Annotated in this window: 11 protein-coding genes; 8 read left to right on the top strand and 3 right to left on the bottom strand. The window is 64.3% G+C overall.

Annotated features, from left to right (window positions below; translation table 11 throughout):
• Nucleotides 1-55 precede the first annotated feature (55 nt).
• On the bottom strand, nt 56-1,405 hold the full coding sequence (gene mpl, locus E0D86_RS09605; RefSeq protein WP_131649774.1) for a UDP-N-acetylmuramate:L-alanyl-gamma-D-glutamyl-meso-diaminopimelate ligase: 1,350 nt from the start codon (nt 1,403-1,405) through the stop codon (nt 56-58).
• A gap of 215 nt (nt 1,406-1,620) precedes the next feature.
• Between mpl and E0D86_RS09600 the strand changes: the two genes are divergently transcribed.
• From E0D86_RS09600 to eutC, 4 genes are all read left to right on the top strand, one after another.
• On the top strand, nt 1,621-3,141 hold the full coding sequence (locus tag E0D86_RS09600) for an aldehyde dehydrogenase family protein (protein ID WP_131649773.1): 1,521 nt from the start codon (nt 1,621-1,623) through the stop codon (nt 3,139-3,141).
• Nucleotides 3,142-3,332: 191 nt separating this feature from the next.
• The gene (eat, locus tag E0D86_RS09595; protein ID WP_131649772.1) at nt 3,333-4,781 is read left to right on the top strand and encodes an ethanolamine permease; all 1,449 of its coding nucleotides are present in this window, start codon (nt 3,333-3,335) and stop codon (nt 4,779-4,781) included.
• A gap of 10 nt (nt 4,782-4,791) precedes the next feature.
• A complete protein-coding gene (locus E0D86_RS09590) occupies nt 4,792-6,183 on the top strand; it encodes an ethanolamine ammonia-lyase subunit EutB (RefSeq protein WP_131649771.1) in 1,392 nt (463 codons plus the stop codon).
• A 164-nt stretch (nt 6,184-6,347) separates the two neighbouring features.
• Nucleotides 6,348-7,142: an ethanolamine ammonia-lyase subunit EutC gene (gene eutC / locus E0D86_RS09585; protein WP_131649770.1), complete on the top strand. Its 795-nt coding sequence runs from the start codon at nt 6,348-6,350 to the stop codon at nt 7,140-7,142.
• An 87-nt stretch (nt 7,143-7,229) separates the two neighbouring features.
• On the opposite strand, the gene E0D86_RS09580 is transcribed toward eutC, so the two are convergent.
• Together E0D86_RS09580 and E0D86_RS09575 are read right to left on the bottom strand one after the other, a co-directional pair.
• Entirely contained in the window at nt 7,230-7,658 is a 429-nt protein-coding gene (locus E0D86_RS09580; protein WP_131649769.1) for a RidA family protein, read from the bottom strand.
• Nucleotides 7,655-8,179, bottom strand: coding sequence for a carboxymuconolactone decarboxylase family protein (locus tag E0D86_RS09575; protein ID WP_256681172.1), 525 nt, complete (start codon nt 8,177-8,179; stop codon nt 7,655-7,657). Before E0D86_RS09575 ends, E0D86_RS09580 begins: the two co-directional genes overlap by 4 nt.
• A gap of 133 nt (nt 8,180-8,312) precedes the next feature.
• Here E0D86_RS09575 and sigJ point away from each other — a divergent pair, with 133 nt between their 5' ends.
• The 4 genes from sigJ (at nt 8,313) to E0D86_RS09555 (ending at nt 13,259) form a co-directional block, all read left to right on the top strand.
• Complete coding sequence (sigJ, locus tag E0D86_RS09570) at nt 8,313-9,221, top strand: RNA polymerase sigma factor SigJ (RefSeq protein WP_131649768.1); 909 nt, start codon at nt 8,313-8,315, stop codon at nt 9,219-9,221.
• 32 nt (nt 9,222-9,253) lie between these two features.
• Nucleotides 9,254-10,066: a zinc-dependent peptidase gene (locus E0D86_RS09565; protein ID WP_131649767.1), complete on the top strand. Its 813-nt coding sequence runs from the start codon at nt 9,254-9,256 to the stop codon at nt 10,064-10,066.
• Between the two features lie 137 nt (nt 10,067-10,203).
• On the top strand, nt 10,204-10,731 hold the full coding sequence (gene ppa / locus E0D86_RS09560; protein WP_045163730.1) for an inorganic diphosphatase: 528 nt from the start codon (nt 10,204-10,206) through the stop codon (nt 10,729-10,731).
• A gap of 254 nt (nt 10,732-10,985) precedes the next feature.
• Entirely contained in the window at nt 10,986-13,259 is a 2,274-nt protein-coding gene (locus E0D86_RS09555) for an MHYT domain-containing protein (RefSeq protein WP_131649766.1), read from the top strand.
• The last annotated feature ends 66 nt before the right edge of the window (nt 13,260-13,325 follow it).

The following is a 13,325-nucleotide window of genomic DNA, read 5'->3' as shown; positions in this document are numbered from 1 at the left end:
GTAGGGTGGGTTCAGCACCCGTAGGCGTAGGGTGGGCTTTAGCCCACAAATCGGCTTACGCCAGCGCCTCGGCCAATTTGCCATGCAATCCACCAAAACCGCCGTTGCTCATGACCACCACCTGAGTGCCCGGCGTGGCGTCGGCCTTGACCTTGGCGATGATCGTCTCTAGCGAGTCGCATACGGTCGTCTCGACGGGCGAGCCGGCGACCGTCGCGGCCAGGTCCCAGCCGAGATTTGGCGGCGCGTACCAGATCGCCTGATTGGCCAGCGCCACCGATTCGGCCAGGCCTTCACGGTGTGCGCCCAACTTCATCGAATTGGAGCGCGGCTCGACCACGGCAATGATCGGCGTATCACCCACGCGCTTGCGTAGGCCGTCGAGCGTCGTGGCGATGGCGGTCGGGTGATGGGCGAAGTCGTCGTAAATGGTCACGCCATTAACGTCTGCGACCTTTTCCATGCGTCGCTTGACGCTGCGGAATTCACTCAGCGCTTCGGTTCCCTGCTTGGGCAATACACCGACATGGCGCGCCGCCGCGAGCGTGGCCAGAGCGTTATTGACATTGTGCTGACCAGTCAATTCCCAGTCCACCACGCCTTGCACAGTGCCGTCGAAGATCACCTCGAAGCGCGAACCGTCTGCGCTGAGCAGGTTGGCCTGCCATTGCCCGCCGTTGCCGGTTGTCTGCACCGGTGTCCAGCAGCCCATGCCGATCACGCGCTTGAGCGCCTCTTCCGATTGCGGATGAATGATCAGCCCCTCGCTGGGCACGGTGCGTACCAGGTGGTGGAACTGCCTTTCGATCGCAGCGAGGTCCGGGAAGATATCGGCGTGGTCGAATTCAAGGTTGTTCAGGATCGCGGTACGCGGTCGGTAATGGACGAACTTGCTGCGCTTGTCGAAGAAGGCGCTGTCGTACTCGTCCGCCTCGACCACGAAGAACGGCGTGCCGCCCAGTCGCGCGGAGACGCCGAAGTTCTGCGGCACGCCGCCAATAAGAAAGCCCGGGCTCATGCCGGCGTGTTCCAGCACCCAGGCGAGCATGCTGCTGGTGGTGGTCTTGCCGTGAGTACCGGCGGCAGCCAGCACCCAGCGCCCCTGCAACACATGATCGGCGAGCCACTGCGGGCCGGAAACGTAAGGCAGCCCCTTGTTCAGCACGTACTCCACCGCCGGGTTGCCGCGCGACAGCGCGTTGCCGATCACCACCAGATCCGGCGCCAGATCGAGCTGGCTCGGCTCATAGCCTTGGGTCAGTTCAATGCCCTGAGCCTCAAGCTGGGTACTCATGGGCGGATAGACGTTGGCATCGGAACCGGTGACCCGATGGCCCAGTTCCTTGGCGAGAACGGCCAGCGAGCCCATGAAGGTGCCGCAGATGCCGAGAATATGGATATGCATGAATGACCTCTGGATTGGCCACGCCGGGCTCCGGAATCACGGAGCGTCGGGCGAAAAAACTGCGCCGCAGATTAGCACAGGCGGCCCGACACAGCCCGCCGCGCGCATCCGGGCACAGGCACGCCCACACGTCGCCTCGCTCGCGGACCGTCAGGCCTTGATCTACGCTGAATCACAGCAGTCCACACGGCAATTACAAGATTCGGAGACGCATCATGCGCTACGCCCATCCCGGCACCGAAGGGGCCCTCGTTTCCTTCCAATCCCGCTACGGCAACTTTATCAACGGCCAATTCGTCGAACCGGTTGGCGGGCAGTATTTCACCAACACTTCGCCAGTCAACGGCCAGCCCATCGCTGAGTTCCCGCGCTCCGAAGCGGCCGATATCGAGAAGGCGCTGGACGCCGCCCATGCCGCCGCCGATGCCTGGGGCAAGACCAGTGTGCAGGCGCGCTCGCTGATCCTGCTGAAGATCGCCGATCGCATCGAAGAAAATCTGGAAAAGCTCGCCATCACCGAAACCTGGGACAACGGCAAGGCGGTGCGCGAGACGCTGAACGCCGACATCCCGCTGGCTGCCGACCACTTCCGCTACTTCGCCGGCTGCATCCGCGCCCAGGAAGGCACCAGCGCGGAGATCGACGAGCACACTGCCGCCTATCATTTCCACGAGCCGCTGGGCGTGGTCGGGCAGATCATTCCGTGGAACTTTCCGATCCTGATGGCCTGCTGGAAACTTGCACCAGCCCTGGCAGCCGGCAACTGCGTGATCCTGAAACCCGCCGAGCAGACGCCGCTGGGCATCACCGTGCTGGCAGAAATCATCGGCGACCTGCTGCCGCCGGGCGTGCTCAACATCGTCCAGGGCTTCGGCAAGGAGGCCGGCGAGGCGCTGGCCAGCAGCAAACGCATCGCCAAGATCGCCTTCACCGGCTCCACCCCGGTGGGTTCGCACATCATGAAGATGGCGGCAGAAAACATCATTCCCAGCACTGTGGAGCTGGGCGGCAAGAGCCCCAACATCTACTTCGAAGACATCATGCAAGCCGAACCGACCTTCATCGAGAAGGCGGCCGAGGGGCTGGTGCTGGGTTTCTTCAACCAAGGCGAAGTCTGTACCTGCCCGTCGCGGGCACTGGTGCAGGAATCCATCTACGCGCCCTTCATGGAAGCGGTGATGAAGAAGGTCACGCAGATCAAACGCGGCGACCCGCTGGACACCGACACCATGGTCGGCGCCCAGGCCAGCCAGCAGCAGTTCGACAAGATCGTCGGCTACCTGGACATCGCTCGGCAGGAAGGCGCCGAAGTGCTCACCGGTGGCGGTGTCGAGAAACTCGAAGGCTCGCTCGCGACCGGCTATTACATCCAGCCGACCCTACTCAAGGGCCATAACAAGATGCGCGTGTTCCAGGAGGAAATCTTCGGCCCGGTGATCGGCGTGACCACCTTCAAGGATGAAGCCGAAGCGCTGGCCATCGCCAACGACACCGAGTTCGGCCTCGGCGCTGGCGTCTGGACCCGCGACATCAACCGTGCCTATCGCATGGGCCGGGGGATCAAGGCCGGGCGGGTGTGGACCAACTGCTACCACCTGTATCCGGCACATGCCGCGTTCGGTGGTTACAAGAAATCCGGCGTCGGTCGCGAAACCCACAAGATGATCCTCGACCACTACCAGCAGACCAAAAACCTGCTGGTCAGCTACGACATCAATCCACTGGGCTTCTTCTGATGGCTGGCGCGGGTGGCTGATACCGCCCGCGCTCGAACAAGACGCCTGCCGGGCTCCGCCGTGGTGCTGCGGAGCCCGCAAAAGGTGCGTTCCTGCCGGACTTCGCTGACAAAACACCGCGAATGCAAGGTTCGCGGCGCAGGGCATGACGCTTGCTAGGGAGACGCCAATCCAACAACGAGGGATTCCCCATGGCTTTCGAACACAGCAGTGCGACCCCACCGCAACATGCCGTAGATTTCGAAGCAGTCGGCAGTAGCTATTTCCAGGAACGCGAACTGAAGAAAGGCGCCGCCGGCTGGGTGCTATTGGTCGGCCTCGGCGTCGCCTACGTGATTTCCGGCGACTACGCCGGATGGAACTTCGGCCTGGCACAGGGCGGTTGGGGCGGGCTGTTCATCGCCACGCTGCTGATGGCAACCATGTACCTGTGCATGTGCTTTTCGCTGGCCGAGTTGTCGTCGATGGTGCCCACCGCCGGCGGCGGTTATGGCTTCGCCCGCACGGCGTTCGGCCCGCTGGGCGGCTTTCTCACCGGCACGGCGATCCTCATCGAATACGCCATCGCGCCGGCGGCCATAGCAGTGTTCATCGGCGCTTACTGCGAGTCGTTGTTCGGCATCGGCGGCTGGATGATCTACCTGGCCTTCTACATCGCATTCATCGGCATCCATATCTTCGGCGTAGGCGAGGCGCTCAAGCTGATGTTCATCATCACCGCCGTCGCCGCACTGGCGTTGGGCGTGTTCATCGTGGCGATGGTGCCGCACTTCTCTGTAGCCAACCTGCTGGATATCACCCCCACCACCGCAGCCGGCGCCAGCGCCTTCCTGCCGTTCGGCTACGTCGGCATCTGGGCGGCGATTCCCTATGCGATCTGGTTCTTCCTCGCGGTCGAGGGCGTGCCGCTGGCCGCCGAGGAAACCAAGAATCCGCAGCGCGACATGCCGCGCGGGCTGATCGGCGCCATGCTGGTGCTGCTGGCCTTCGCCGGGCTGATCCTGCTGGTTGGGCCGGGCGGCGCCGGTTCCAGCACACTGATCGAATCCGGCAACCCGCTGGTGGAGGCGCTGACCACCGCCTACGGCTCCTCAACCTGGATGAGCGGCTTCGTCAACCTGGTCGGCCTGGCCGGGCTGATCGCCAGCTTCTTCTCGATCATCTTCGCCTACTCGCGGCAGATCTTCGCGCTGTCGCGGGCCGGCTACCTGCCGCGCAAGCTGTCGCTGACCAACCGCAACAAGGTGCCGGTGCTGGCGCTGATCGTGCCGGGGGTGATCGGCTTCGTCCTGTCTCTGACTGGCCAAGGCGACCTGCTGATTCTGGTGGCGGTGTTCGGTGCCACCATTTCCTACGTGCTGATGATGGCCTCGCACATCACCCTGCGCCTGCGCCGTCCGGACATGCACCGTCCTTACAAAACGCCCGGCGGCATCTTTACCTCGGGCGTCGCCCTGGTGCTGGCGTGCATCGCCGTGGTGGCGGGCTTTCTGGTGGACCCGCGCGTGGTGATCGGCGCAGCGATCATCTACGGCATCTTCATCGCCTATTTCGCGCTGTACAGCCGACATCACCTGGTCGCCGGCACGCCGGAAGAGGAGTTCGCGGCGATCGAGAACGCCGAGGCAACGCTGAAGTAAGGAGGCAGTCATGACGTACTCGCACAGCGTGGGCGGCACCACCTGGCGTTTCGACGACCTGCGCGAGCTGATGGCCAAGGCCAGCCCGGCGCGCTCCGGCGACCTGCTCGCCGGGGTCGCCGCGGGCAGCGATGCCGAGCGCGTGGCGGCGCAGATGTGCCTGGCCGAGGTGCCGCTCAAGCGCTTCCTCGAAGAGGCACTGATCCCGTACGAAAGCGACGAGGTCACGCGGCTGATCATCGACAGTCATGACACTGCCGCCTTCGCCCCGGTCAGCCACCTGACCGTAGGCGACTTCCGCAACTGGCTGCTCGGCGATGAAGCCGACGGCGCCGCGCTGGCGGCCCTGGCGCCGGGCCTGACGCCGGAGATGGTGGCCGCCGTGTCGAAGATCATGCGCGTGCAGGACCTGATCCTGGTCGCGCAGAAGCCGCGCGTGGTGACGCGCTTTCGCAATACGATCGGCCTGCCGGCGCGAATGTCCACCCGCCTGCAACCCAACCACCCCACCGACGACGGCGCCGGCATCGCCGCGAGCATCCTCGACGGTTTGCTCTACGGCAACGGCGATGCGGTGATCGGCATCAACCCGGCCACCGACAGCACCGCCGGCATCTGCGAACTGCTGAAAATGCTCGACGCCATCATCCAGCGCTACGAGATCCCGACCCAAGCCTGCATCCTCACCCACGTCACCACCTCCATCGCGGCGATCGAGCGCGGCGCGCCGTTGGACCTGGTGTTCCAGTCCATCGCCGGCACCGAGGCGGCCAACGCCAGCTTCGGCATCAGTCTGGCCACGCTGCAGGAAGGTTACGAGGCGGGCCTGTCGCAGAAGCGCGGCACCCTCGGCGACAACCTGATGTACTTCGAGACCGGCCAGGGCAGCGCACTCTCGGCAAACGCCCATCACGACGTCGACCAGCAGACCTGCGAGGCCCGCGCCTACGCGGTAGCTCGCCGTTTCAAGCCGCTGCTGGTGAACACCGTGGTCGGCTTCATCGGCCCGGAATACCTCTACAACGGCAAGCAGATCATCCGCGCCGGCCTGGAGGACCATTTCTGCGGCAAGCTGCTCGGTGTGCCCATGGGCTGTGACATTTGCTACACCAACCACGCCGAAGCCGACCAGGATGACATGGACATGCTGCTGACCCTGCTCGGCACGGCGGGCATCAACTTCATCATGGGCATTCCGGGGTCGGACGACGTGATGCTCAATTACCAGACCACCTCCTTCCACGACGCGCTCTACGTGCGGCAAGTGCTGGGCCTCAGGGCCGCGCCGGAGTTCGAGGACTGGCTGGCGAAGATGCAGATCCTTCAGCAGGACGGTAACCGGTTGCAGCTGGGCAATGAGCTGCCCGAGCCGTTCCGTCGCGCGCTGGAGCAACTGTCGTGAAGGTCACGCCCTACGCAGGGCATCGCCGGCACGATCCGAGTTGCCTGAGGTTTGCTGGTGCGCTGAAGCACACCCTACGGTTGGCGGGCCACGCCTTGTAATCGCAGGCGAGTACGTCCGCATGCTTTCACCGCTTGATGCCCACCTGACCACTCGAGGTAGCCATGCCCGACCGCTCCCCCATCGTCGAAAATCCCTGGCAGCACCTGCGTCAGCTCACCCCGGCGCGCATCGCCCTCGGCCGGGCTGGCACTAGCCTGCCTACCAATGCACAGCTCGATTTCCAGTTCGCCCATGCGCAGGCCCGCGATGCCGTGCATTTGCCGTTGGACAGCGAGGCGCTGATCCGCGAGCTGCAGCAACATGAGCTGGACTGCCTGCGCCTGCACAGCGCCGCCGCGGATCGTCAGGTCTATCTGCAACGGCCAGATCTGGGCCGGCGCCTGGACGAAACCAGCGCCGCTCTGTTGGATGAGCGCGATCAACCAGCCTGCGACCTCGCCCTGGTAATCGCCGACGGCCTCTCAGCATTGGCCGTGCAGCGCCATGCGCTGCCCATGACGCTGAAGATCGTCGAGCATTGCCAGAACGAAGGCTGGACCCTCGGGCCGATCAGCATCGTCGAACAAGGCCGCGTGGCCATTGCCGACGAAATCGGCGAACGCCTCAAGGCCCGGATGGTGGTGATCTTGCTGGGCGAACGCCCCGGCCTCAGCTCGCCGGACAGCCTGGGCCTTTATTTCACCTGGGCGCCGCAAGTCGGCCGCCACGATGCCCAGCGCAACTGCATCTCCAACATCCGCCCTGAAGGCCTCGCCTACAACCTGGCCGCGCATCGCCTGCTGTATCTCATGCGCGAAGCCTGTCGTCGCCAGCTTTCAGGTGTGAACCTCAAGGACGAAGCCGAGGTGCCGACGCTGGACGGCGCGCCCCGCGCCGGCAACTTCCTGCTGGGCTGAAACTCCAGCGCGTATTCGTTTAAAGCCCACCGACAAGCCGCCCGTTTCGTCCGCAGACCGGAGGCGAGCCGCACGATGCAGCGGCAGTCACGCCTCGGGCAGCAACACCACCGCCTCTATCTCGAAGAGCATGCCATCCAGCGCCAGGCGTGGCACCGGGATCAGCGTGCAAGCCGGCTTCGGTCCCGATCCCAGCGCGCCGGCCAACTCCTCGCCGAACACCTGCAGACGTGCCTCACTGTGGTCGACGATAAGCACAGTGAGTTTGGCGATCTGCTGCGCAGTGCCGCCCACCGCCTCCATGGCGAGGCGGAGATTGGCCAGGGCCTGGCGGACCTGTTCGCGAAAATCCTCGGACAAGCGCCCGCCAACATTCTCGCCACCCTGCCCGGCGATGAATGCGAGCCGGGCTCCAGGCGGCAACAACGCCACATGGGAATAGCCATTGGGCGCCGGGTCGTACAGACCCGGCGGATTGAGCAGTGACAGGCCGTTGCGACCCGAATGTTCAGTCATGACTTACTCCTCTCGGTAACGCCCCCCAGATCGGCAAAGCGCTCCAGCGCGCGCTTCATCGCCCCATCGAGATCCCCGGGCCGGTACTGCCCCGGTTCGCGCCCGAAGGCAACGCTCAGGCGGTTCCAGCTGTTGATCACGATGAGGGCGAAGGTCAGCCGGGTGATCACCCGCGGCGAGAAATGCTCGGTCAACTCACCGTAGCAGCGGTCTAGTGTTTCGCCATCCGGCAGCTCGGTGACAGCTTCAGCCCATGCCAGCGCGGCACGTTCGGCCGGGCTGTAGGCATTGGCCTCACGCCAGGCCGACAGCAACAGGATACGCGGCAGCGGCGTATCCAGCGCCAGCAGATCCTTGCTGTGCATGTCGATGCAATAGGCGCAGCCGTTGAGTTGCGAGGCGCGCAGCTCCATTAGCGACAGCAGTTGCGGATCCAGATCGGATTCGTGCAGGTAGCCGCTGATAGCAGTCAATGCTTGCAGTGGCAGCGGGTCGGCGTGCTTGAGGTAGTCGAGTCGCATGGGAATACTCCGGTTGGTCATGAGTGACATTGCCAGGACGTACCCAACGGGCTCGTTGTGACAGCTCGTCTCTACTGTCACAACGGCGCGCGCCGGACCGTCCATACTGGATCAACCGTCACGAGGAGCCGCCGTGCAGAATCGCGCCCATTACTACGAAGGATTGCGTCCGCGCCTGTTCGGCCTGGCTTACCGCCTGCTGGGCAGCCGTGCCGATGCCGAAGATCTGCTGCAGGACGCATGGTTCAAATGGAGCGCGGCCGACCCTGCGGCGATCCGCGATGCCGAGGCCTGGCTGGTCACCGTAATTACCCGGCTGGGCATCGATCAGTTGCGTCAACGCCGCGCCCGCCGCGAGGAGTACCTCGGCCCCTGGTTGCCGGAGCCGCTGCTGGGCAGCATCGACCACGAAGGCGAACGTTTGATCGAACTCGGCGCGGACATTTCCATGGCCTTCTTGGTGGCGCTGGAGCGACTGGGCGCCGAGGAACGCGCAGCCCTGCTGCTGCGCGACGTGCTGGAACATTCCTACGAACAGATCGCCGAAACACTGGGCAAAACCCCTGTGGCCTGCCGCCAGATCATCAGCCGCGCCCGTCGGCGGGTGCGCGACGAGCGGCCACGCTTTGCCGTCGACGCCGCCGTACACCGTCGCTTGGTCGAGCGCTTTGCCACGACCCTGCTGGACCCCGACGGCACGGCCTTCGCCGAGCTGCTCGCCGAGGACGTGAGCTGGATCGCCGACGGCGGCGGCCAAGCTACTGCCGCCTCGAAGGTGTTGCACGGCGTGCGCGCCTCGGTGCGGCTGGCTGTCGGCATCGCCCGCCGCGCGGATGGTCAATGGCACACCCGGGTCGCCTGGATCAACGGCGAACCCGGCGTGCTGGTGCTGCATGGCAAGCGCATTCATGCCGCGATGACCCTGGTCAGCGACGGCCAGCACATCCGGCACATCTACTCGGTGGTCAACCCGCACAAGCTCGCCATGGCAGGCCGGGAGCAGCACGCTGACGCCCTTGCCGCGTACACCCGCGGCGCTTAAGGTGAGCGCCCCGCCCCGCTGGAACTTCGTGCATGTGGTCCTTCCGCGCCTGGCAGCGCAAACGCATCCTCGCCCGCAACCCGATCAGCGCTGAGCTGTGGCGCCGCGTGGTCGGCAGCCTGCCGATCCTCGACGGTTTGAGCGATGAGGAACTGGCGCGCCTACGCGAGCGCGCCGTGCTGTTTCTGCACGAAAAGCGCCTCACCGCACTGCCAGGCGTCGAGCTGCAAGCCGAAGATCGCCTGCGCCTGGCGCTGCAGGCCGAGTTGCCGCTGCTGCACCTGGCTGAGCTCGGCTGGTATCGCGGCTTTCACGAGATCGTGCTTTATCCCGACGATTTCCTCAGCCCGCAGAAGTATCGCGACCCGGCCGGTGTCGAGCATGAATGGGACGGCGAGCACAGCGGCGAAGCCTGGCTGCAGGGGCCGGTCATCCTCGCCTGGCCCGGCGTCCAGGGAAGCGGCGGCTGGGAAGGCTACAACCTTGTCATTCACGAACTGGCGCACAAGCTCGACATGCTCAACGGTGATGCCAACGGCCTGCCGCCGCTGCACCGCAACATGCATATCGAGGCCTGGGCGACCGCGATGCAGAGCGCCTACGACCAACTCGACGCCGTGCTGGATGCCGATCCGGATGCCGAGACGCCGATCGATCCCTACGCCGCGGAAAACCCGGCGGAGTTCTTCGCTGTCACCAGCGAATACTTCTTCAGCGCGCCGGATGTGCTGCACCAGGCCTTTCCCGAGGTCTACGCGCAACTGGCGGCCTTCTATCGACAGGATCCGCTGACGCGCCTGCAGCAGCTACAGCACAGTCATCCGCAGTACGCGGAACCTCATTGAGTTCGGGTCGTCGAATGCGCGCTATTTTGCCGGCAAGGGTTCACATGACCGGCATGGCAAAACGCCCGACAGTGCGCCTATAATCGCGCCCACTTTTTTCGCCCCAGGCCGCGTTGGCCGACCACGGAGCAATGTTCATGAGCTACAGCAAAGTCCCGGCCGGCAAAGACCTGCCCAACGATATCTACGTCGCCATCGAGATTCCGGCCAACCACGCGCCGATCAAATACGAAATCGATCACGACACCGATTGCCTGTTCGTCGACCGTTTCATGGCCACCCCGATGTTCTACCCGGCCAACTACGGCTTCATCCCGCACACCCTGGCCGACGACGGTGACCCGCTGGACGTGTTGGTCGTGACGCCCTACCCGGTCGCGCCGGGCTCGGTCATCCGCTGCCGCCCGGTCGGCGTGCTGAACATGACCGACGAAGCCGGCGGCGACGCCAAGCTGATCGCCGTCCCCCACGACAAGCTGAGCCAGCTGTACGTGGACGTTAAGGAATACACCGACCTGCCCCCGCTGCTGATCGAGCAGATCAAACATTTCTTCGAGAATTACAAGGATCTGGAGAAGGGCAAGTGGGTCAAGGTCGAAGGCTGGGAAGGCGCCGACGCCGCCCGCGCCGCGATCACCAAGGCGGTTGCGGCTTACCAAAAATAAGCCAATACCGTTACGGAAAGCCGGCCCACGAGGCCGGCTTTTTTATGTTTTCAGGTTTTGTTTTCGGCTGGCACAAAAGGCACCACCTCGTCTGCCCAACCAGTTGCCACGCCTTTCCCAATCGTCGTAAAAAAAACCGCAAGCTCACTTCCAAGTGGCTGGCGATCGCGCCTCCAGACCAGCGACCTGGCGCTATTGGACGTCCCGTGCAATATATACAGGGCGACCGCCTTGAAGTCTGAACGGATCCCTCGATGCTAACCACCTACAACACTGCATTGGTGAGCCTGTCCATCCTGATTGCCATTGCTGGCTCCTTCACAGCGCTCGACCTGGCCAGCCGCGCGCGCGCTTCAGCCGATTGGATGCGACATGCCTGGTTATGCGCAGCGGCCGTCTGCATGGGCGGCAGCATCTGGTCGATGCACTTCGTCGGCATGCTGGCCTTCGGCATGCCCGGCATGGAGATCCAGTACGACCTGGCGCTCACTCTCTGGTCGCTGGTCGTGCCGATTGCGGTGACGGCGATCAGCTTTTTCGCCGTTGGCATTCGCGGACTGGGCCGCAAGACACTCGGGATCGGTGGTCTGTTCATGGGGCTCGGAATTGGGGCCATGCACTACATAGGCATGGCGGCCATGACGATGCATGCCGAGCTGTCCTATGACCCGTTTTGGGTGGGTATCTCCCTCATCATCGCAATCGGCGCGGCCACCGTAGCGCTCTGGCTCTCCGCCCGCGGCAGGCGCCTGATACTGCAGGCGGTCTCGGCCGTGGCGATGGGCTTTGCCGTGGCGGGCATGCACTACACGGCCATGGCCGGCGCACGCTTCACTCCGCTGCACGATGCGATGCCCGCGCCGCACGACAGCGGCCTGGATCTGTTGACGCTGGCGTTGTCGGTTGCCGGCTCGACCTTCATCGTGCTGTTCTTCGGCCTTGCCGCCTCGATGCATGACCGGCGCATGGCGATCATCAGCGAGCGGGAAGCGGCGGCCTTGCGCCAAAGCGAGGAGCGGTTCCGCGAGCTGTACAGCAAGACGCCGTTGCCGCTGCATTCGCTGGATGAAGAAGGCCGGATCGAGTCGGTCAGCGATGCCTGGCTCGTACTGATGGGCTATCGCCGAGGCGACGTGATCGGCCGGCCCCTGATCAACTTCATGACCGAAAGCTCGGCGCGCCAGATGCTCAGCCAGGACTGGCCGGCATTGCTCAAAACCGGCGAATGCCTCAACGCCGAGTACCGCTTGGTGGCCAGGGCCGGTGCGTTCATCGATGTGCTGGCCTCCACGCGTCTCGAACAGACCACCCGCGGCGTGCTCATCATCGGCGGCCTGGTGAACATCACCGAACGCCGGCACGCCGAGGCCGCGCTCCGGCAGGCGCAGAAGCTGGAAGCGATCGGCAAGCTGACCGGCGGCATCGCTCATGACTTCAACAACCTGCTCGCCGTGGTCAGTGGAAATCTCGAACTGCTGCGCAAGCGGCTGCCGAACGACACGGCTCGTACCGGCGCTCTGATCGAAAACGCGCTGCTGGCGACACAGCGTGGCGCCAGCCTGGTCCAGCGCATGCTGGCGTTCGCCCGCAAGCAGGACTTGAACCCCAGTTCCGTCGTGCTACCGGACGTGGTGATGAGCATGCGAGAGCTGCTGCAACGCTCGGTGGGGACCAATATCTCCATCGAAACGCGATTTTCTCTGAGTCTGCCGCCTGCCTACGTCGACGCGAATCAGCTCGAAATGGTGCTGATCAATCTGGTGGTCAACGCACGGGACGCCATGCCGACAGGCGGCACGATCTGCATCGAAGGCCAGCCGCGTTCTCTCAGGGCACCAACGGAACAATCGTCGCAGGAGTTCGTCGCCCTGATCGTGCGCGACGACGGCATCGGCATGAGTCCGGAGACGCTGGCCCGTGCAACCGAGCCCTTCTTCACGACCAAAGGGCCAGGCAAAGGCACCGGACTCGGCCTCTCGATGGCTCATGGCCTGGCCGAGCAATCGGGCGGGCGATTGGAAATGGCGAGCCAGCCGGGCAGGGGAACGACCGTCGAGCTGTGGCTACCCTTGGGCGTCCCGGCACTGATGGCGGCCCCGGCATCCGAACATCCAGACGAACCCGTCGCGGCGCCGGTCCCCGCCTTGTCGATTCTCGTGGTAGACGATGATCCTCTGGTGCTCGCCAATACCACCGAGTTACTCGAGGACCTGGGACATCGAGTCACCGCGGTCGGCGATGGCGAGGCGGCCCTGGTTATCATTCGCCAGCAAGAGGCCTTCGATATTTTGGTCACCGATCAGATGATGCCCGGCATGACCGGCACCCAACTGGCCAAGATCGTCAAAATCGAAAGGCCCAACCTGCCGGTCCTGTTGGTCAGCGGCTATGCGGAGCTGTCCGAAGACGGTCGCCCGCTGCATACGCTGGCCAAGCCGTTTACGCAGCACACGCTCAGCGCAGCGATCGGCGACACGTTGGGGCGTCAGCATTCGCGTGTCGTGGTGCCGCTGCATAATCGCCGTTGAAGCGTGCGGGTGCGTATCCCGACCCGGTTCGCTGATCGTTCATCGATAAAACCTGAACGGATCCGG

This window comes from Pseudomonas sp. IC_126, assembly GCF_004331835.1.
GTDB lineage: Bacteria > Pseudomonadota > Gammaproteobacteria > Pseudomonadales > Pseudomonadaceae > Stutzerimonas.
The sequence above is the reverse complement of the archived record's forward strand: the minus strand, read 5'-3'. Positions and strand labels throughout refer to the sequence as shown.